General features: G+C 61.4%; 18 protein-coding genes. 5 read left to right on the forward strand and 13 right to left on the reverse strand.

The window, feature by feature from the left end:
- Positions 1–18: 18 nt before the first annotated feature.
- From E0702_RS10025 to E0702_RS10055, 7 genes are all read right to left on the reverse strand, one after another.
- Positions 19–1164: an iron-containing alcohol dehydrogenase gene (locus E0702_RS10025; protein ID WP_132043406.1), complete on the reverse strand. Its 1146-nt coding sequence runs from the start codon at positions 1162–1164 to the stop codon at positions 19–21.
- A 62-nt stretch (positions 1165–1226) separates the two neighbouring features.
- Positions 1227–2609, reverse strand: coding sequence for an aldehyde dehydrogenase family protein (locus E0702_RS10030; RefSeq protein WP_132043408.1), 1383 nt, complete (start codon positions 2607–2609; stop codon positions 1227–1229).
- A 41-nt stretch (positions 2610–2650) separates the two neighbouring features.
- Positions 2651–4021 (reverse strand): glutamine synthetase family protein, encoded by a 1371-nt coding sequence (locus E0702_RS10035; RefSeq protein ID WP_202597216.1) that lies wholly within the window; start codon positions 4019–4021, stop codon positions 2651–2653.
- A gap of 93 nt (positions 4022–4114) precedes the next feature.
- On the reverse strand, positions 4115–5167 hold the full coding sequence (locus E0702_RS10040) for a TRAP transporter substrate-binding protein (RefSeq protein WP_132043410.1): 1053 nt from the start codon (positions 5165–5167) through the stop codon (positions 4115–4117).
- 145 nt (positions 5168–5312) lie between these two features.
- A complete protein-coding gene (locus E0702_RS10045; protein ID WP_132043412.1) occupies positions 5313–6635 on the reverse strand; it encodes a TRAP transporter large permease in 1323 nt (440 codons plus the stop codon).
- Complete coding sequence (locus E0702_RS10050; RefSeq protein WP_132043414.1) at positions 6635–7231, reverse strand: TRAP transporter small permease subunit; 597 nt, start codon at positions 7229–7231, stop codon at positions 6635–6637. Before E0702_RS10050 ends, E0702_RS10045 begins: the two co-directional genes overlap by 1 nt.
- Positions 7224–7952, reverse strand: coding sequence for an N-formylglutamate amidohydrolase (locus E0702_RS10055; RefSeq protein WP_374708669.1), 729 nt, complete (start codon positions 7950–7952; stop codon positions 7224–7226). The genes E0702_RS10050 and E0702_RS10055 overlap by 8 nt, the downstream gene beginning before the upstream one ends.
- A 223-nt stretch (positions 7953–8175) precedes the next feature.
- Here E0702_RS10055 and E0702_RS10060 point away from each other — a divergent pair, with 223 nt between their 5' ends.
- Positions 8176–9021: a MurR/RpiR family transcriptional regulator gene (locus E0702_RS10060; RefSeq protein ID WP_306766911.1), complete on the forward strand. Its 846-nt coding sequence runs from the start codon at positions 8176–8178 to the stop codon at positions 9019–9021.
- A gap of 220 nt (positions 9022–9241) precedes the next feature.
- Here E0702_RS10060 and mnmE read toward each other — a convergent pair whose 3' ends face one another.
- The 4 genes from mnmE to rpmH form a co-directional block, all read right to left on the reverse strand.
- Complete coding sequence (gene mnmE, locus E0702_RS10065) at positions 9242–10609, reverse strand: tRNA uridine-5-carboxymethylaminomethyl(34) synthesis GTPase MnmE (protein ID WP_132043420.1); 1368 nt, start codon at positions 10607–10609, stop codon at positions 9242–9244.
- Positions 10610–10711: 102 nt separating this feature from the next.
- Positions 10712–12400, reverse strand: a complete 1689-nt coding sequence (gene yidC, locus E0702_RS10070; protein WP_132043422.1) for a membrane protein insertase YidC — start codon at positions 12398–12400, stop codon at positions 10712–10714.
- Between the two features lie 129 nt (positions 12401–12529).
- Positions 12530–12982, reverse strand: a complete 453-nt coding sequence (gene rnpA, locus E0702_RS10075; protein ID WP_132043424.1) for a ribonuclease P protein component — start codon at positions 12980–12982, stop codon at positions 12530–12532.
- A gap of 13 nt (positions 12983–12995) precedes the next feature.
- Positions 12996–13130 (reverse strand): 50S ribosomal protein L34, encoded by a 135-nt coding sequence (rpmH, locus tag E0702_RS10080; protein ID WP_027960517.1) that lies wholly within the window; start codon positions 13128–13130, stop codon positions 12996–12998.
- A gap of 578 nt (positions 13131–13708) precedes the next feature.
- Between rpmH and dnaA the strand changes: the two genes are divergently transcribed.
- Positions 13709–15178: a chromosomal replication initiator protein DnaA gene (gene dnaA, locus E0702_RS10085; RefSeq protein ID WP_132043426.1), complete on the forward strand. Its 1470-nt coding sequence runs from the start codon at positions 13709–13711 to the stop codon at positions 15176–15178.
- A gap of 106 nt (positions 15179–15284) precedes the next feature.
- Here dnaA and E0702_RS10090 read toward each other — a convergent pair whose 3' ends face one another.
- Positions 15285–15470: a hypothetical protein gene (locus E0702_RS10090; RefSeq protein WP_132043428.1), complete on the reverse strand. Its 186-nt coding sequence runs from the start codon at positions 15468–15470 to the stop codon at positions 15285–15287.
- Here E0702_RS10090 and dnaN point away from each other — a divergent pair.
- Genes dnaN through gyrB form a run of 3 tightly spaced genes read left to right on the forward strand, consistent with a single transcriptional unit; the run spans position 15469 to position 20168 of the window.
- The gene (dnaN, locus tag E0702_RS10095; protein ID WP_132043430.1) at positions 15469–16572 is read left to right on the forward strand and encodes a DNA polymerase III subunit beta; all 1104 of its coding nucleotides are present in this window, start codon (positions 15469–15471) and stop codon (positions 16570–16572) included. The two genes, E0702_RS10090 and dnaN, sit on opposite strands and share 2 nt — an antisense overlap.
- Positions 16573–16620: 48 nt before the next feature.
- Positions 16621–17724, forward strand: coding sequence for a DNA replication/repair protein RecF (recF, locus tag E0702_RS10100; protein WP_132043532.1), 1104 nt, complete (start codon positions 16621–16623; stop codon positions 17722–17724).
- Positions 17725–17747: 23 nt separating this feature from the next.
- Positions 17748–20168: a DNA topoisomerase (ATP-hydrolyzing) subunit B gene (gyrB, locus tag E0702_RS10105; protein ID WP_132043534.1), complete on the forward strand. Its 2421-nt coding sequence runs from the start codon at positions 17748–17750 to the stop codon at positions 20166–20168.
- Positions 20169–20353: 185 nt separating this feature from the next.
- On the opposite strand, the gene gmhB is transcribed toward gyrB, so the two are convergent.
- Positions 20354–20923, reverse strand: a complete 570-nt coding sequence (gene gmhB, locus E0702_RS10110; RefSeq protein ID WP_240721713.1) for a D-glycero-beta-D-manno-heptose 1,7-bisphosphate 7-phosphatase — start codon at positions 20921–20923, stop codon at positions 20354–20356.
- Between the last annotated feature and the right edge of the window lie 47 nt (positions 20924–20970).

Genomic DNA, 20970 nt, shown 5'->3' on the forward strand with positions numbered 1-20970 from the left:
GGCAGAGAGGCGAAGGGATTACAGGCAGCGCCTGAACAGTGCCTCGAGATTGTCTTGGGTCAGCGTGATGGGGTTACCTCCGCAGCTGGGATCTTGCAGGGCCATGGCGACCAACTCGTCGATGCGATCCTCGGTAACTCCTATCTCGGAGAGGGTGCGGGGAATGCCCAGCTGGTCGTTGAGTGTCTGTACAAAGGTACGGAAGCCATCGAAACCGCCCTCGATGCCCAGATAGGCAGCGGCCATGTCGAAGCGCTCGCGGATCGCCTCGGCGTTGAGATCGAGTACTGCCGGCATGCAGATGGCATTGGTGGTGCCATGATGGCTGTTGAACAGGGCCCCGATGGGATGACTCATCGCATGGATGGCCCCCAGGCCTTTCTGAAAGGCGGTGGAGCCCATCATCGCCGCACTCATCATCTGACCGCGGGCCTCGATATCGCCGCCATCGGCATAGGCTCGCGGCAGATATTCCTTGACCAGACGCATGCCCTCAAGGGCGATACCCTGACTCATGGGATGGTAGTGGGGACTCGAGAACGCCTCGACACAGTGGGCAAAGGCGTCCAGGCCGGTACCGGCAGTGATCGGCTTCGGCATGCCGACGGTGAGTTCGGGGTCGCAGATCACCACCGAGGGCAGCACCTTGGGGTGGAAGATGATCTTCTTTTCGTGACTTCGGGAGTTGGTGATCACGCTGGCTCGACCTACCTCGGAGCCAGTTCCGGCAGTGGTAGGCACTGCGACGATGGGGGCGATCGCCTCGGCGTCGGCACGGGTCCACCAGTCAGCGATGTCTTCGAAGTCCCACACTGGACGCGTTTGACCGGCCATGAAGGCCACCATCTTGCCAAGATCGAGTCCCGAGCCTCCTCCGAAGGCAATCACACCGTCGTGCTTGCCTACCCGGTACGCCTCCACTCCGGCCGCCAGGTTGATGTCGTTGGGGTTGGGGTCGACCTCGGCGAAGAGCGCACGACCGAGGCCGGCCGCCTCGAGGATATCCAGCGTGGCTTGGGTGATGGGCAGGGTGGCCAATCCCTTGTCGGTCACCAGCAGAGGGCGGCGGATGCCGGCCTGGGCGCAGGCCTCGGGTAGCTCGCTAATTCGCCCCGCGCCAAAGCGGATGGCGGTGGGATAGGACCAGTTTCCCGTCAGTGTCATGGTGTCTTCTCCTCGGATGTTAACAGTACCCCGTTCGGGGCGCGTTTGATGCCTGGTATCGGTTAGTCCGATGGAGCCTTGAGGTAGTAGGACTTGGGGCGGGTCAGATTGTGGTAGCCAATGACCGACAGCGAGCCGCCGCGGCCGGTATCCTTGCAACCGGTCCAGCACAGTGCAGGATCGAGATAATCGGCGCGGTTCATGAACACGGTACCGGTCTGGAGCCTATCGCCGATATGTTCGGCGCGAGCAAGGTCGGCGGTCCAAAGGCTGGCGGTCAGGCCAAAGGGGCTGTCATTCATCAGCCGAATTGCTTCGGCATCATCGGCAACGGGCATGATGCCCACCACCGGGCCGAAGCTCTCGTCGCGCATCACTCGCATGCCATGGTTCACCCCGGTCAGGATCTGCGGTGTCAGATAGGCACCGCCATCGTCCTGGGGTTTTGTGGTGATATGTGCCGTGGCGCCGGCGGCGACCGCCTCGTCGATCTGAGCACGTACTTCGGCGGCGAAGCGCACATGGGCCATGGGGCCGATATCAGTGGTCTCTTCCAACGGGTTGCCGAGCCGGTAGTCCTCGACGAGTGCCACGGCTTTCTCGACAAAGGCGTCGAAGAGACTTTCGTGCACGTAGATGCGCTCGATGCCGCAGCAGCATTGGCCGGAATTGAACATCGCGGCGTCGATCAGGGTGGCAACGGCGGCATCGAGATCGGCGTCCTCCATCACATAGCCTGGATCCTTGCCGCCCAGCTCCAGGGCCATGCCGGTGAAGGTGCCCGCGGCCGCTTGTTCCAGGGTGCGGCCGGCGTTCACCGAGCCGGTGAAGTTCACGAACTCGAAGGCACGTTCGGCAATCAGCGTCGAAGTGGTGGCGTGATCGAGGAAGACGTTCTGGAACACCGCTTCGGGGACCCCCGCTGCGTGGAACGCCTGAGCCATGCGCTCGCCGACCAGCAGGGTCTGAGTGGCATGCTTGAGAAGCACGCTGTTGCCGGCGATCAGCGCCGGGGCCACGCTGTTGATGGCGGTCATATAGGGATAGTTCCAGGGCGCGACCACCAGCACCACGCCGTGAGGAACACGCTTGATGTAGCGCTTGAGGCCGGCGTCGTCGCTAATCATGATATCGGCCAGTGCCTGCTGGGCGATCTTGGCCATGTGTCGGCCACGCTCCTCGAAGCCGCCGAACTCGCCTCCGTAGCGCACCGGCCGCCCCATCATATGGGCCAGCTCGGGAACGATAACGTCGTTCATCTCACCCACCGCGGCGATGCCGGCCAGGACGCGGTCGATACGCTCCTGCAGCGGGCGGGCGGCCCACTCGAGCTGGGCTTTGCGCGCCTGTTGTGCCACCTGACGCGCGGCGTCGGGTGACAGCGTCAGGCGTTCGGCAAAGACCGTGCCGTCGATCGGTGAGATGCATTGCAGTGTCTGGCCCATTATCCTCTCCGGTAGGCTGAAATCGTTGAACATTGCCTTGCTCAGGCGCGCTCGAAGCCGCGTGCCACCTCAAACTGGGTCACCACCTGGTCGAACGCTTCCAGCTCGACCTCGGCGGCACGCACGTAGTGGTCCACCACGCTGTCGCCCAGCGCCTCGCGCAGCATCGTGGAGCCGGCGAGAGCGTCTCTGGCATCGCGCAGGTTCTGTGGAATCAAGCCACTGTCGCCGCTGTAGGTGTCGCCCTTGGCCGGCGGCGGTAGCTCCAGCTCCTCGGTGATTCCGCGAATGCCGGCGGCCAGCTGGGCCGCCATGGCCAGGTAGGGGTTCAGGTCGGAGCCACCGATACGGTTCTCCACCCTTACCGCCTCGGTACCCGCTGCACAGAGGCGGAGGCCGGCGGTACGGTTGTCCACCGACCACACCGTGCGCGTCGGGGCGAAGGAGCCCTTCTGGAAGCGCTTGTAGCTGTTGACGTAGGGCGCCAGAAAGTAGGTGGTATCGGCGGCGTAGCGCAGCAGACCGGCCAGGTAGTGCTTCATCAGTGGCGACATTCCCAGTTTGTCATCCTCATCGAAGAAGGCGGACGATCCATCTCGAAACAGCGACTGATGAATATGGCTGGAGCTGCCCGAATGGGCGTGGTGCCACTTGGGCAGAAAGGTCACCGCACGGCCCTGCTGCCAGGCGATCTCCTTGATCGCATGCTTGGCGATGGTGTGATAGTCGGCGGTATCGAGTGCCGGCGCGTAGCGAATATTGAGCTCTTCCTGGCCGCGGCCGGCTTCCCCCTTGGTCCCTTCGATGGGGATCCCGGCGGCGTGGAGGTGATTGCGCACGGGGCGCATCACATGCTCTTCCTTGGTGGTCTGGAAGATATGGTAGTCCTCGTTGTAGCCACTGATCGGCTGCAGGTCGCGGAAGTCCCCCTGCCGGATCTCGTCGAAGCTCTGTTCGAACAGGAAGAACTCCAGCTCGGTGGCCATCATCGCGCTCAGACCCAGCTCACTCAGACGTGCCAGCTGACGCTTCAGCATCGCGCGCGGGGAGTGGGCTACGGGTTCATGGGTGTGGTGATCCAGCACGTCACACAGCACCAGCACCGTGCCCTCGAGCCAGGGTAGCGGACGCAGCGTGCTCAGGTCGGGCCGCATGATGTAGTCGCCGTACCCGGCCTGCCAGGACGTGCTGGCATAGCCATCCGGGGTTTCCATTTCCAGGTCGGTGGCCAGCAGATAGTTGCAGCAGTGGGTCTCTCGCCAGCCTCCGTCGATGAAGTGGTGCGCATGCAGCCGCTTGCCCATCAACCGGCCCTGCATGTCGACGAAACACGCCAGCACCGTGTCTACCTCACCGTTTCTGACCTGATCCGCTAGGGCTTCCAGGGCATCCAGCGTCACTGCACTGTTCATTTCCAAGGCTCCTTATGGGGTCGCCGTGCCGCGCCCCGAGGATGTTGGGGCGCGGTAAGGCTCGGGGTCCGGCGTAGCCGGGATCGTGATGTCTCAGGCGTCGGTGTAGCGGTAAGGTCGGCCGGCCTTGCGCATGTCGGCGTTGTACTGCTTGAAGATCTCGACCACCTTGGCCTTGGTTTCCGACTGGGCGGCGATTTCGTCCCAGAATGCGTGGGCGGCGTTCTCCACCTGATCCCACTCGGCGTCGGGAATGGAAGTGAGTTCGAGCTTGTCACCATGTACCCGCAGCTTGGCCTCGCCGCCCCAGTACCAGTGCTGACGGTAATAGTGGGACTGCTCGCAGCAGACCTCGAACAGCAGTCGAAGATCCTCGGGCAGCGCGTTCCAGCGCTCCATGTTGACGAAGAAGTGGCCGATCCAGGCCCCCGAGATGTTGTTGGTCAGGAAGTAATTGGTGACGTCGGCCCAGCCGACCGTATAGTCCTCGGTGATACCCGACCAGGCGATGCCGTCCAGCTCCCCGGTCTGTACCGCCACCTCGATATCCTCCCAGGGCAGGGTCACCGGCACCACGCCGAACTGTGACAGGAAGCGCCCGGCGGTGGGGAAGGTGAAGATACGCTTGCCCTCGAGGTCCTTGAGGCTGCGAATCGGATCCTTGGTGACGAAATGGCAGGGATCCCAGGCGCCGGCACTGACGTGCTTGACGCCGACCTTGGCGTACTCCTCCTCCCAGATCTCCTTAAGTCCGTACTGGTTGAATAGCACCGGTACATCCAGGCTATAGCGCGAGCCGAAGGGGAAGTAGCCGCCGAACACGGTCACCTCGGTGGGCGAAGCCATGGAGTCGTCGTCCGACTGTACCGCGTCGATGGTGCCACGCTGCAGGGCACGGAACAGCTCGCCGGTAGGCACCAGCTGATCGGCATAGAACAGCTCGATCTGCATGCGGTCCCCGGCGATGCGGTTGAACAGGTCGATGGCCGGTTTGGCGACGTGCTCAGCCAGCGCGGCGCCGGCATAGGTCTGCATGCGCCACTTGATGGTGGGTTCGTCCTGGGACTGCGCCATGACGCGGCTGGCCAGTGGCGCCATGGCGGCACCGGCGGCGGCGGTAATCAGAAACTTGCGTCTTGTTGTCATTGTCTCGCTCTCCTGCTATCTCATAACACTGTTGATAACACTCGTCTTTTCCTTGTTTTCTACGTGATTGAGCGCTCCTCCCTGAGTGCTTCCTGATGGCGATGACCCTCGGTACTAACGCCAAATCGGATGGTCATCGATTGGTTTATTGACCATAGACATAGCCGGGCAGCCACAGGGCGATCTGTGGGAACAGCATCACCAGGCTCAGGGCCACCGTCATCACGAACACGAAAGGGATGATCGAACGGTAGATATCGCGAAGACCGATCTCGGGTGGAGCCATGGCGCGCATCAGGAACAGGTTGTAGCCAAACGGCGGCGTCATGTAGGCGATCTGGGTGGTGATGGTGTAAAGCACCCCATACCAGATCAGGTCGAAGCCCAGGGCATCGACCAGCGGCACATAGAGCGGCGCCACGATCACCAGCATGGCGGTATCGTCGAGGAAGGTTCCCATCACGATGAAGCTGAGCTGCATCAGGATCAGGATCAGCCATGGTGATAGTCCCAGCTTCTCCGTGAAGAGGCTCTCGATCGCCTTGACCGCGCCCAGCCCATCGAAGATGGCGCCGAAGGCCAGGGCGGCGAGGATGATCCACATGAACATGCAGGAGATCGCCAGGGTCTGGCGCACCGACACCTCGAATACCCGGCGTGTCATGCGCCCCTTTAGTATGGCCGCCAGCAAGGCCGCCGTGGCACCCACCGCGGAGCTCTCGACCAGCGAGGTCCAGCCCTTGACGAAGGGCACCATCATCACCGCGAAGATCACCAGCGGCAGCACGCCCGCGCGCAGCAGGCGCAGTTTTTCCGCCATGGGGACATCGCGCTCCTCGGCGGGCAGTACCGGTCCCAGCTCGGGCTGCAGGCGACAGCGAAAATAGATGTAGAGGATAAACAGCGTCGCCATCATCAGCCCCGGCAGCACCCCGGCCAGCCATAGCTGGCCCACCGGCTGACGAGCGATCATCGCGTAGAGCACCAGCACCACGGAGGGGGGCACGAGAATCCCCAGGCTCGAGCCTGCCTGGATAACACCCGTGACCATGATCTTGTCGTAGCCACGCCGCAGCAGTTCGGGCAGGGCGATAGTGGCGCCGATGGCCATGCCCGCCACCGAAAGCCCGTTCATGGCCGAGATCAGCACCATCAGGCCGATGGTTCCGATGGCCAGCCCTCCTCTGACTGGCCCCATCCAGACATGAAACATCCGGTACAGGTCGTCGGCGATGCGGCTCTCGGAGAGCACATAGCCCATGAAGACGAACATCGGCAGGGTCAGCAGCGGATACCACTTCATCAGCTTCATGGCGGAGGAGAAGGGAATATCCACTCCCCCGGTGCCCCAGAGGAGTACACCGGCCAGGGCGCCGACGAAACCGATGGCACCGAATACCCGCTGTCCGGTCATCAGCATCAGCATCATCGAGCTGAACATGACAATGGCGATCATCTCGTACGACATCAGATATCCACTCCGCGAAGCCGGCCGATATCCCGGAAAAGTTCGGCAAGGGATTGAAGAATCATCAGAAAAATACCGATGCATAACAGGGTCTTGATCGGCCAGAGCCACGGCCGCCAGGCGGTGGGGCTGCGCTCCAGGAAGCCGACCATGTCTCCCGCTGCCGAGGGCCCCTGGGTCAGGAAGGTCCATCCCAGGTTGAACAGGAAGGCGAAGGGTTCGCTGCCGAAGTAACCCAGCGAGTAGGCCGTCGATACCAGTCCGCCGTACAGCAACACTCCCAGGTAGAAGAGCAGGAAGAACACCGTGAAGGCATCGACCCAGGCTTTGGTTCGGAGGCTCCAGTCGCCATAAAACAGATCCATGCGCACATTCGACCCGAGCTGGATCGAGTAGGGGCCGCCCAACACGAAGTACGCGACCATGACGAACTGGGCGGTCTCGAGCGTCCACATCGAGGGGGTCAGAAACACCTTGGAGGTCGACGACCACAGCAGCACGCCGATCAGCACGAAGATCAGGTACATGGCGCTCCGACCGATGGCACGGTTGAGGGCATCGATGGTGCGGATATAGCTGCGGATCAGGCTAGGCATGGTGGGATCCTTTCGGACCGGGGCGGGTCAACCCCAGCTCTGCCAGAGCCGGTTCAATCAACTGCAGCAGCTCGCCGGCCATTATCTGGATGGCGTCGGGGGTAGACAGCAGGTCGTTGCGGATCTCGAGCATCACGTTGGGTAGCCCATGGCCGATGCCATGCAACTTCAGCGAGTGGGTCACGCCGTCTTCAGGCCCGTAGGGTGCGTTTCTCTCTATCTTGCGGTGCGCCAGGTGTGATGCCTGGGTCAGCATGGCATCGGCCAGACGGCTGTCCGCGTCGTGGAGTACGCCGATCTCCACCGCCCTTGGCCGGCCGTGATAGTCGGGGGTGAAACTGTGCACGGTGACCAGCGCGGTGGGGTGTTGCCGCTCGGTGCGAGCCTCGATGACCTGGGTCACGCTGCGACAGAAGGGACGGTAGACGGACTCGATACGGGCTTGGCGCTGGTCCGGCGTCAACTGATGATTGCCCGGGACCTCGATGATCTCGGAGCGTTCGGGCATGGCGCTGGCTGCCTCAGGGGGGCGATTGCAGTCATACACCAGCCGCGAAACACGGCTGGCCACCAGGGGCGCATCTAGCGCCTGCGAGAGCCGCAGGGCCAGCTCACGAGCCCCTGGGTCCCATGCCGCATGGCTGTAGCGGTGTCGGGGGTCCAGACCCAGCTCGTGATAGGACGAGGGGATATGATGCGATGCGTGTTCGCACAAAAGCACCACCGGCCCCATGCCGGCAGGGTTGTGCAGCTCTACACTCGGGGATGCCTCAGTTGTTGACATTGTTGTTATTGGCATTGTTGTTATTGACATCGTGTTTCCTCCACGTTCTTGTAAAGATATAGACGGGAGTTAATATGAATGTCAAGATTTATTCAGACGCGCCTCTTGCCCCCTATGGCGCACCATAGACAGGTGATGCTTGACGACTCCTAAACCTACCGTGCGTGAGCTTATTCGCCAGCACTATTCGGCACTTACCCAGTCTGAACGCAAGTTGGCAAATACCTTACTGGAGAACTATCCGGCGGCGGGGCTCGCCTCGATCACCAGCGTAGCTAGTGCGGCAGGGGTCTCCTCGCCGACCGTGGCACGGATGGTGAAGAAGCTTGGTTTCAAGGGATATCCGCAGTTTCATCAGGCGCTGCTTGATGAACTTGAAGCCCGCGGTGTGGGGCCGACACAGCGGCGCAACAGCTGGCTTGCCGAGGCACCCGAGACGCACCTGTTGAACCGACTGACCCACGCGGTTCGCCATAATCTCGAGCAGACCTTCGCCCATATAGAGTTGGAACGGTTCGATCAGGCGATTCACCGGATGGCCGACACCGAACATCAGCTTTTTATCGTCGGTGGTCGCATCACTCATGCGCTGGCCGACTACGCCTTTACCCATCTGCAGGCAGTGCGCCCACGAGTCACTCATCTAAGTGACTCCTCGGGCACCTGGCCGCATTACGTGCTCGACATGCAGCCAGGGGATACTCTGCTTATCTTCGATATTCGCCGTTACGAGACCAACCTGCTGCGTCTTGCCGAGCTGGTCGGCCAACGTGGCGTGGCTATCGTGCTATGTACCGACCAGTGGGGGTCACCGATCTCAAGCGTGGCGGATGTAACCTTCAACTGCTGGGTGGAGATTCCATCCGGATGGGACTCTAGCGTCTCCACCCTGATGCTGCTTGAGACAATGATCGCCGCGGTTCAAGAGCAGCGCTGGCCGGAGGTCCGTGATCGTTACGAGCGACTGGACGAGCTGTTCGACAAGACGCACTTCTTTCGCAAGTGAACGCTACTGGTCGATACAGAAGCTGCCGAAGCTCTCGCATGCTGATCTACTTGCCGATACAGAAGCTGCCGAAGATCTCGCCGAGCGGGGTTGCATGAGTGGCGCTGACAGCGCCGTGGCTCGGTGTACTGGTCTACTTGCCAATACAGAAGCTGCCGAAGATCTCGCCGAGCGGGGTTGTATGAGTGGCGCTGACAGCGCCGTGGCTCGGTGTATTGGTCTACTTGCCAATACAGAAACTGCCGAAGATCTCGCCGAGTAGATCATCGGCGCTGAACTCACCGGTGATCTGGCCCAGTGCCTGCTGGGCATCACGCAGGTCCTCGGCGAGCAGCTCGCCTGCACCGTGGCCGGTGAGCTGAGCTTCTCCGTTCTCGAGTGCCTGTTCGGCGCGATCCAAGGCATCGAGGTGGCGCCGGCGGGCCGAAAAGCGCCCCTCTGCCGTGGCGTTGAAGCCCATTACCTCCTTGAGATGCGCCTTCAGGTTATCCACACCCTCCGTGGTCTTCGCCGAGAGCTTCACGATGGGAGTGGGTGTGGACAAGTCGAGTCCCGGGCGCTCTTCGCTGGCGTCGATCTTGTTGCGTACCAGGGTCAGCCGCGAAGGGTCGGGTAGCCGGGCCACGAACTCCGGCCAGATGGCCATCGGGTCGGTGGCGTCGGTGGCTGCGGCATCGACCAGTAGCAGTACCCGGTCGGCCTTCTCGATCTCTTCCCAGGCGCGAGCCACACCGATCTGCTCCACGGCGTCCGGCGTGTCGCGCAGGCCGGCGGTGTCGATCACATGCAGCGGCATGCCGTCGATATGGATATGCTCGCGCAACACGTCCCGAGTGGTGCCGGCAATATCGGTGACGATGGCCGTCTCCTGTTCGGTCAGGGCATTGAGCAGGCTCGACTTGCCCGCATTGGGCCGACCGGCAATCACCACGTTCATGCCCTCACGCATCAGCGCGCCCTGGCCGGCGGCGGCACGAACCATTGCCAGCTCTGCCTTTACCTCGGCGAGCATCGCCGCCACCCGGCCGTCACCCAGGAAGTCGATCTCCTCTTCGGGGAAATCGATGGCCGCCTCCACATAGATGCGCAGCTCGATCAGACGCTCCACCAGGCCTTCGACTCGTCTCGAGAAGTCTCCCTGCAGGGAGCGCAGGGCATTTTCCGCCGCGGCCTGGGAGCTGGCATCGATCAGGTCGGCGATCGCCTCGGCCTGGGCGAGGTCCAGCTTGTCGTTGAGGAAGGCGCGTTCGGAGAACTCCCCCGGACGGGCGGGGCGGGCCCCCAGCTCGAGGCAGCGGCCGAGCAGCAGATCCATGATCACCGGACCACCATGCCCCTGGAGCTCGAGGACGTCCTCCCCGGTGAAGGAGTGTGGCCCGGGGAAGAAGAGCGCGATGCCTTCATCAATCACGCCGCCGCTGCCTTGAAAGGGTCCATAGTGCGCGTGACGAGGTGCGGGGTAGTGGCCCACCACCGCCTCAGCGATCGTTGCACAGAGCGGGCCTGAGACCCGAATGATGCCGACGCCGCCGCGTCCCGGCGGAGTGGCCAGTGCGGCGATGGTGTCCTGGTCGTGAAGCGGGGCCATGGGGGTCTCCTATGCGTGGTGCAGGCATTGTCGTCGCGCCTCCCCAGAAACGCCAGACCCCCGCATGGGCGGGGGTCCGGGGAGTGGCTCGGGAATGAGCGGTTACTTGGTCTTCATGCCCTTGCCGACGCTGGGGTCGTTCTCGATCTTACGAGTGATCACGTACTGCTGGGCGATGGAGATGATGTTGTTCACCACCCAGTAGATCACCAGACCGGCCGGGAACCACAGGAAGAAGAAGGTGAAGACGATGGGCAGCATGCGCATGATCTTCGCCTGCATGGGGTCCGGCGGCGTCGGGTTGAGCATCTGCTGCACGAACATGGAGGCACCCATCAGGATTGGCAGGATGAACAGCGGATCCTTCACCGAGAGATCCTGAATCCAGAACATGAAGGGTGCGTGACGCAATTCCACGGACTCCAGCAGCATCCAGTAGAGTGCGATGAATACCGGCATCTGCACCAGGATCGGCAGACAGCCCCCCAGAGGATTGATCTTCTCCTTCTGATAGAACTTCATCATCTCCTGGGACATCTTCTGGCGGTCGTCGCCATACTGCTCCTTGAGACGCTGCATTTCCGGGCCCAGCTTGCGCATGCGGGCCATGGACTTGTAAGCCTTGGCGGAGAGCGGCCACAGGGCAGTCTTGACCAGGATGGTCAGCAGCACGATGGACCAGCCCCAGTTGCCGATCACGTCATGAATCTTGTCGAGCAGCCAGAACAGCGGGTTGGCGATAAACCACAGCCAGCCGAAGTCGACGGTCAGCTTGAGGTTGGGTGCCACCGCTTCCATATAATCCTGCACCTTGGGGCCCACATACAGAGTAGCGCCCAGGCGTGCCTCACCATCGGCTGCCAGCTCCGTCACGGGCCCGGCAAAGGCGGCCACGTTGCGCCCCCGGGAGTCGGTGGTGGCGTAGAAGAGATTCTGCTGGTTCTGCGGCGGTGCCCATGCACTCACGAAGTAGTGCTGGATAATTGCTACCCATCCGCCCTCGGCCTCGCGGTTCTCGAACTTGCCCTCCTGAATCTCATCGAAGTCGACCTTCAGGTAACGATCCTCGGGCGTGGAGTAGGCCGCACCGAGATAGGAGCGCATTCCCATCTTCGGGCCAGAGGAGGGATCACTGCTGTTGTCTCGGGCCAGTTGCCCGATGAAGCGGGCAGAGACAGGCGACTCGGTATGGTTGGCCAGAAAGTACTCGACATCTACCGCATAGCTGTTGCGTTCAAAGATAAAGCGCTTGATGACCTCGATACCGTTGACCTCACCATTGAGGTCTACCTCGAGGCGGTTGTCCCCCTCGGCCAGGCGATACTCGGTCTGCTCGGGGGCATAGGCGATGCGCCCGGACTGGCCATCCAACTGAAGCCCGGAACGTGCCACGTAGCTGCGCGTCTCGCCATCGGAGAGCATCACATAGGAGCGGTCGGAGTCGAGGCTCAACGTATGCTGGGGCAGGGCCGCATAGACGATGTCGCCGCCCTGGGGGTCGATACGCAGATCCAGCACGTCGGTCATCACGGCAACCAGGTCTCGGCTGGACGCTGTCGCGTTCTCGCCAGGCATCGCCTCCGTCATGCGATCGCCACTGTTCGCCGTGGGAGCCGCCAGGCCTTCATCAGTATTCTCGACTTGGGAGCCGTTGTTTGCGGACTGGCTGCTGGTGAAGGAGGGAGCCTGCGGCTCAGCGGCCATCTGGCCGTAGTCCTGATTCCACTGTACGACGATCAGATAGGCGAGCACCGCCAGTGGAATCAGCAATAGGAGTCGTTTTACGTCCATGAGGGTTCTGCCCAGTGGGTAGTGAACTTGCCAGGGGCGGAAGGCGATTCAGCCGCCCGAGATAGACAAAAGCCTGCCAGGGGCAGGCTGTATTCCGAACACGGACTTTCTAGGGTAGCCCCGGCAGCGTCAAGTCCTGTCTTGCGAAGGAGTGCGCTCATGATCCCGCGAGCTCCGATCCGATGAGGGTGGCTCGATGTTCGGTGGTAGCTGTGTTGCGAACGATTTCTTGGCGTCGCGAGTCAGCCTTTTCCACATCCCGAACAGCTGCCGGTGCAGGGTCTCATTGTCCAGTTCACCGACTCCGCGTCGTGACAATATCACGATGTCGACGGCAGGTAGCCGATGTTGCTGAAATCGGATCGATTCGCGTACCAGCCGTTTGACACGATTACGGTCCACGGCGCGGCGCATGCTCTTCTTGCTGATCACAAGGCCGATACGGGGGTGTCCCAGATCGTTGGGCGAGGCGAGTGCCATCAGCCCTTTGCCATGTACTTTAAAGGCAGCGTTCTCGAAGACCTGACGGTAGTCCCCTGCCGTCAGCAGGCGCAGACGGCGGGGAAACGTTTGACAGGGCACGCAGGGTCCGTGATCAGGCGCTCAGGCGCTTGCGGCCCTTGGCGCGACGACGCGCCAGGACGGCACGACCGTTCTTGGTGGCCATCCGGGCACGGAAACCATGCATGCGCTTGCGCTTCAGGACACTGGGCTGAAAGGTGCGTTTCATAACTCGTTATTCCCACGTGGTTTTCAGGACGATTCGTCGTTTTCGAGGCGCCTGGATTCCCGCTGGGAACCCGGACGTATTCGGCTCAAGACCGGAAATTGTAGTGTTTTCCCCCGAGCGGTGCAATTTTTCCGTGTGCTTGTTGCACTTCTCGGCAAGGTAGGGGTGATGGCGATGGCACCGGGAGGTGTGAGATTTCGGCAGCCAGAGGGAGATTCAGGTACCTAGCAGGCTTGCGCCGCATCAATAACAATAATGTTTATATCTTGTAATGTCTTGTTATTAATGCTGGGGAAGTTGTTTGTGGATAACTGGTTTTATATCAATTACGACAACTAGTTGGGATGCTATAGAATATGTGGATAGTGACGGGAAAAACGGTGCCCTTCACGCGGGAATCCTGTGGATGAAAATGGGCCTTCTCCACAACACTGGATTGCCCACAACTCAATACAGAAGGCGTCATCACACCATACGCCTGTTTTCCACAGGGTGTGTCAAGGTGCCTCGGGGTGTGGATAACCGAGTGTTGTGGCGATACAATGCCCGGCCGTTTTACGACAAGGTGGTGACGTCGCGTGTCGCTGGCTCTCTGGCAACAGTGTCTGGATACCCTGCAGGATGAGTTGAGCTCGCAGCAGTTCAACACCTGGATTCGCCCGCTTCAGGCAGAGGAGGGCGAAGGGGGAGAGCTGTGCCTGCTGGCCCCCAATCGCTTCGTGCGCGACTGGGTCAGCGACAAGTTTGCCAAGCGGATCACCGAACTGCTGCGCGAGCTCTCCCCGGCGCGGCCGCCCAAGGTGGTCCTGAGCGTGGGAAGCCGGCGTGCCGCGCCTCGGCCACAACCGCGGGAGCTCGGCACTCCCGTGTCGGCGACGCCACGGCAGCCGGCAGCTCCGGCGGTCCATACGCGACCCCGGGGTGAGGTGGCCGACGAGGCCGAGATTCAGGCATCCCGAGACGACGCGCCATCGGCCCGACGACCAGGAGGGGAGCGTCAGGTCCAGGTGGAGGGGAGTCTCAAGCACACCAGTGGCCTCAATCCCAACTTCACCTTCGAGACCTTTGTCGAGGGCAAGTCGAACCAGCTGGCTCGGGCCGCCTCGCGCCAGGTATCGGAGAATCCCGGTGGGGCCTATAACCCGCTGTTTCTCTATGGGGGCGTGGGCCTGGGCAAGACTCACCTGATGCATGCCGTAGGCAATGCCCTGGCGGGCCGGCGCGAGAATGCGCGGGTCGTCTATCTGCATTCCGAGCGCTTCGTGGCCGATATGGTCAAGGCGCTGCAGCTCAACGCCATCAACGATTTCAAGCGTTTCTACCGTAGCGTCGACGCCCTGCTGATCGATGACATCCAGTTCTTCGCCGGCAAGGAGCGCTCCCAGGAGGAGTTCTTCCATACCTTCAACGCCCTGCTCGAGGGCGGGCAGCAGATGATCCTGACCTCCGATCGTTATCCCAAGGAGATCAGTGGTGTTGAGGAGCGCCTCAAGTCCCGCTTCGGCTGGGGGCTGACGGTCGCGATCGAGCCCCCGGAGCTCGAGACGCGTGTCGCCATCCTGATGAAGAAGGCCGATCAGGCCAGGGTCGACCTGCCGCACGACGCCGCCTTTTTTATCGCCCAGAAGATCCGTTCCAACGTGCGCGAGCTGGAGGGGGCACTCAAGAAGGTAATCGCCGACTCCCACTTCATGGGCAAGCCGATCACCCAGGACTTTATCCGCGAATCGCTGAAGGACCTGTTGGCCCTCCAGGACAAGCAGGTGGGGGTCGACAATATCCAACGCACCGTGGCCGAGTACTACAAGATCAAGCTCGCCGACCTGCTCTCCAAGCGCCGTTCTCGCTCAGTGGCACGCCCTCGACAGGTGGCCATGGCCCTGGCCAAGGAGTTGACCAATCATAGCCTGCCGGAGATCGGCGATGCCTTCGGAGGGCGTGATCACACCACGGTGCTGCACGCCTGTCGCAAGGTGAAGCAGCTTCAGGAGGAGAGCTCCGACATCCGTGAGGACTACAAGAACCTCATGCGTCTGCTGACCAGCTGACCTAGGGCTATCGCTATCGCAGTTATCGGAATTAAGGGGCGCTGGGGACAAGCCGAAGAGGAGGTCCGAGGACCAGGGATGGCCGAGGTAGCGTACAGGGAGGTATTTACAGCGCCTCCTCGTAAGCTTGTCGCCAGATCAGCCCCGGGCTGTCAAGCTCTTTGCGAATGTCCTGCCAGCTGATCGCTCCGCCCTCCGAGATACTGCCGGCTTGTGGTTTAATGGTCGTCATGCCATCTGGCCGGGCCCCTGCCGGCTGCAACCCCTTCAGGACAAGACGTGGAGCCGACATGAAATTTTCCATCTCCCGCGAAGCGCTGCTGCGACCGTTGACGCTGGTGGCAGGCGTGGTCGAACGCCGCCAGACCCTGCCGGTACTTTCCAATGTATTGATTCAGGTAGGGCAGGACGAGGTCGCTCTGACCGGCACCGACCTGGAGGTAGAGTTGATCGGTCGCACCGTGGCTAGCCGGGTGGATGAGCCTGGTGGCGTTACCGTGCCAGCCCGAAAGCTGATGGATATCTGCAAGTCGCTCCCCGACCAGGCCGAGATCCAGCTCTCCCTGGAGGATGGGCGCGCCGTATTGCGCAGTGGTCGATCGCGCTTCACCCTCTCTACCTTGCCGGTCGCCGAATTCCCGAGCATCGAGGACAGTCAGGGTAGCACCGAGTTGAGTCTGCCGCGGGGAATGCTCAAGCACCTGATCGACGCTACCTCCTTCGCCATGGCACAGCAGGATGTGCGCTACTATCTCAATGGCATGCTCCTCGAGATGCGTGACAACCTGATCCGCGCGGTGGCTACTGACGGCCACCGCCTGGCGGTCTGTTCGCGTCCGGCGGAGCTTCATGTGGAGTCGCCTCAGAAGTTGATCGTACCGCGCAAGGGTATTCTGGAGCTGGTGCGCCTGCTCGATGATGGTGAGGATCCGGTCAGCCTGACCCTGGGAGCCAGCCATATTCGGGCCCACACGGGAGACTTCACCTTCACCTCCAAGCTGGTTGACGGCAAGTTCCCCGACTATGAGCGAGTGGTTCCCCGCGGTGGGGACAAGGTGTTCATCGCCGAGCGTGCCGAGATGCGGCAGGTGCTGTCACGCACCGCGATTCTCTCCAACGAGAAGTATCGAGGAGTGCGACTTCACCTCGAGGAGGGCAATCTCAAGGTGATGGCCAATAACCCCGAGCAGGAAGAGGCCGAGGAGAACATCGCGATCGAATACAGCGGCGACTCTCTCGAAATTGGCTTCAATGTCGGCTATCTGGTCGATGTACTCAATGCCATCGACGACGAGCGCATCCAGATGACGCTGGCAGACTCCAACAGCAGTGCGCTGATGGAGGAGCCGGGTGGTGGGGACGCTCTCTACGTCGTCATGCCGATGCGCCTGTGACCTATCCAGTGCGGCCCGATCGGGCCGCCATGTTCTCCCCTTATGTCTATGCCCCTTGATCATCTCGTCTTCCATGGCCTGAGAAATCTTCAACCTGTTGATTTTAAGCCGAATAATCAGGTCAATCTGATTGCTGGCGAGAACGGGAGTGGCAAGACCAGCCTGCTGGAAGGCATTCATGTTCTGGGTATGGGGCGCTCGTTCCGTACCCGTAACATGCGACATGTCATTGCCCATGACGGTGATGAACTGATGGTCCATGGTCGTATCGCCGGTTCCCCCCCTGTGCCATTCGGCGTAAGGCGCCGTCGCAATGAGGACGAACTTGAAGTTCGTCTTGCAGGAGAGCGTGTCAGTAGGCTATCTCGACTGGTGGAGACCCTTCCCCTTCAGCTGATCAACCCCGATGCCTTCCGGCTTCTAGAGGGCTCTCCGGCTGGCCGGCGAGAGTTTCTTGATTGGGGAGTGTTTCACGTGAAACATGACTTCCTGGAGGCCTGGCAGCGCGCGCGGCGGGCGCTGAAACATCGGAACGCCCTGCTCAGACATGGTAGAATGGACCCCGACTCTCTGGCGGCCTGGGAGCTGGAGCTGGTGCACTGGAGCGAGCGGATCGATGAGATGCGCTCTGCCTGGATCACGGCCTTTCTCCCGGTCTTCGAGGAAACCCTGAACGGACTGTTGCCGCTGAAGGATCTTCAGCTGCGCTACTCTCGCGGCTGGGATCGACGCAAATCGCTGGACGAGCTGTTGAGACAGGGCCGCGATGTCGACCGACAGATGGGATTTACTCAACAGGGGCCTCAGCGAGCCGACCTGGCGATCCGCCTGGGAAAGCGGCCCGCGGTGGAGGTCCTGTCAAGGGGCCAGCAGAAGCTGGTGGTCAGTGCCCTGAAGCTTGCTCAGGGGCGATTGCTGGAAGCCAGTACGGGACGCCGCTGCGTCTACCTGATTGACGACCTTCCAGCGGAACTGGACGACACGCATCGGCGACTGTTCTGCCGCTGGCTGGAAAACATGCGCTGCCAGGTGTTCATCACCACCATCGATCACGATGCCCTGGCGGATCTGTGGCAGGCCGAGACCCCGGTCGAGATGTTTCACGTGAAACGCTCGGCGTCCGGGAGCGGTACGTTGCTGCCACTGGAGTGACAGATTTCATGACGGAGCAGTCAATGAGCGAACAGGCCTACGACTCATCGAGTATCAAGGTTCTCAAGGGGCTCGATGCCGTACGCAAGCGTCCCGGCATGTATATCGGCGATACCGATGATGGCACCGGGCTCCACCATATGGTGTTCGAGCTGGTGGACAACTCCATCGACGAGGCGCTGGCCGGATACTGCAGCGAGATTCGTGTCGTTATTCATCCCGATGAGTCGGTGACGGTGAGCGATAACGGCCGTGGAATCCCGACGGATATTCACGAGGAAGAGGGAGTTTCTGCCGCCGAAGTGATCATGACGGTACTGCATGCCGGCGGCAAGTTCGATGACAACTCCTACAAGGTTTCCGGTGGTTTGCATGGCGTCGGCATCTCGGTAGTCAATGCGCTGTCCGAGGAGCTTCGCCTGACGGTGTGGCGTGCCGGCAACGTCCATGAGCAGCTCTATTGCCACGGCGTGCCCCAGGCGCCACTGTCGGTGGTGGGCAAGACGGAAAACTCCGGTACACGCGTGCACTTCCGTCCCTCGGCAGAGACCTTCGGCAATATCGAATTTCACTTCGATATCCTGGCCAAGCGTCTGCGTGAGCTCTCCTTCCTCAATTCCGGGGTGGCCATTCGCCTGATCGATGAGCGCTCCGGCAAGGAGGAGTTGTTCCACTATGAAGGCGGCCTCAAGGCCTTTGTCGATCACCTCAACACCAACAAAACGGTCCTCAACCCTGTCTTCCACTTCAATACCGAGCGTGATGACGGTGTCGGGGTAGAGGTGGCGATGCAGTGGAGTGACTCCTTCAACGAGAACATCTTCTGCTACACCAACAATATCCCGCAACGGGATGGTGGCGCGCACCTGGCAGGCTTCCGCGCGGCACTGACGCGGACCCTCAATGGCTATATCGAGTCGGAAGGGCTGCTCAAGAAGACGAAGATCAGTACCGCCGGTGATGATGCGAGGGAAGGGCTGACGGCGATCATCTCGGTGAAGGTGCCGGACCCCAAGTTCTCCTCCCAGACCAAGGATAAGCTGGTCTCCTCGGAGGTCAAGACGGCGGTAGAGCAGGAGATGGCGCGCCTGCTTGGCGAGTATCTGATCGAGAAGCCCAATGAAGCCAAGGCGATCGTCAACAAGATGCTTGATGCCGCGCGTGCCCGTGAAGCGGCACGCAAGGCGCGGGACATGACGCGGCGCAAGGGGGCCCTGGATATCGCCGGCCTGCCAGGCAAGCTGGCCGACTGTCAGGAGAAGGACCCCAGTCTGTCGGAACTGTTTCTGGTAGAGGGTGACTCCGCCGGTGGCAGTGCGAAGCAGGGACGTGACCGCCGTACCCAGGCCATCCTGCCGCTAAAGGGCAAGATCCTCAACGTCGAGAAGGCGCGCTTCGACAAGATGCTCTCGTCGGCAGAGGTCGGCACCCTGATCACCGCTCTGGGCTGTGGTATCGGTCGCGAGGAGTTCAACCCCGACAAGCTGCGCTATCACTCGATCATCATCATGACCGATGCCGATGTGGATGGCTCGCATATTCGTACCCTGCTGCTGACCTTCTTCTTCCGGCAGATGTCGCAGCTGATCGAGCGGGGGCATGTGTTTATTGCCCAGCCACCGCTCTACAAGGTGAAGCGTGGCAAGCAGGAGCTCTACCTGAAGGATGAGCAGGCGATGACCGACTACCTGACCACCACGGCTCTGGATGGCGCTCGCCTCTATGTCAATGCCGATGCGCCAGGTATCAGCGGGGCCCAGCTCGAGTCACTGGTCGACCAGTATCGTGATGTCATGCGCCGCATCGAGCGTCTATCGAGAGTCTACCCGGACGAGGTGCTGCGCAAGATAGTGCATGCCCCGGCTCTCGACGGTGAGGTGAGCCTGCGTGATCGAGTCACCATGCAGAACTGGATCGAGGGGCTGCAAACCGAGATGGACGCGCAGCTCGCCTATGAAGGTGGACCGCGTTACAGCTTCCATCTCGAGGATGACAGTGAGCGAGGCCTCTACCTTCCGGCGGTGACGATTGCCGCCCATGGCGTGACGACCGACTATGTGTGGGGAATCGATTTCTTTACCAGCGCCGACTATCGCGCCATGACGAGCCTCGGCGAGACCCTGAGCGGGCTTCTGGAGGAGGGAGCCTATGTGTCGCGCGGGGAGCGCAAGCGCACCGTATCGAGCTTCTACGCCGCCCTGGAGTGGCTGATGAATGAAGCTCAGCGTGGCCTCTCCATCCAGCGCTACAAGGGGCTGGGTGAGATGAATCCAGAGCAGCTCTGGGAGACCACCATGAATCCCGAGACGCGCCGTATGCTGCGCGTCTCCATCGAGGATGCCGTGGGCGCCGACATGATGTTCAATACCCTGATGGGTGATGAGGTGGAGCCGCGTAGGGACTTCATCGAGCGCTTCGCCCTGGTGGCCAATCTCGATGTCTGATTGCATGTTTCACGTGAAACACCGCCAATCGCCTTGATGCCCGTCATCAGGCCTCTGGAAAAGGCCCGTCATCGATAGCGATGACGGGCCTCTTCATCACTGTACCTCAAGGCGTGGGAAGGCTGAGTCGGGCCCTCGTGCCTCACGCTCTCTTTCCATCCTTGCTCTCACTCCCGCGTCCACTGTCACCCCCCATCTCCTAGAAGCCAGCCGACGAAGTCGGCCAGGCTGTCGAAAATCAGCGTATCGTTATCCGAAGCGGCCAGCTCGGGGTGTTGCTCGAGGGTGCGCTGGCCCTTGCCGGTGCGAACCAGAACGGGACGACAACCCATGGGGGCTCCGGCCTGCAGGTCGCGCAGGCTGTCTCCCACCATCCAGCTGCCTGCCAGACCTGGCAGCTGCAGGGTATCGCGGACCTGCTCCAGGAGCCCGGGCAGCGGCTTGCGGCAGCAGCAGTGGTCATCGGGACCGTGAGGGCACCAGGCGATATGGGCAATCTCGCCACCGGCCTCGGTTACTTGGCGGCAAAGTTCCTCATGCATCTCTGCCAGGGTTTCCTCGGTATAGTAACCACGGGCGATACCCGACTGGTTGGTCGCCACGGCTACCGTCCAGCCGGCCTGGCTCAGGCGCGCGATGGCTTCGATGGCGCTGGGGTAGGGAATCCACTCCGCCAGAGATTTCACATAGTCATCAGAATCCTGGTTGATCACGCCATCTCGGTCGAGGATCACCAGGCGATCGCTGGTATGCACGGCACCGTTTCCTTTTCGCAGGGTTGGTTGGTGGTTGCACGCAGTGT

Origin of the sequence: Halomonas marinisediminis, from assembly GCF_004347715.1 — a bacterium.
Lineage (GTDB): Bacteria > Pseudomonadota > Gammaproteobacteria > Pseudomonadales > Halomonadaceae > Halomonas > Halomonas icarae.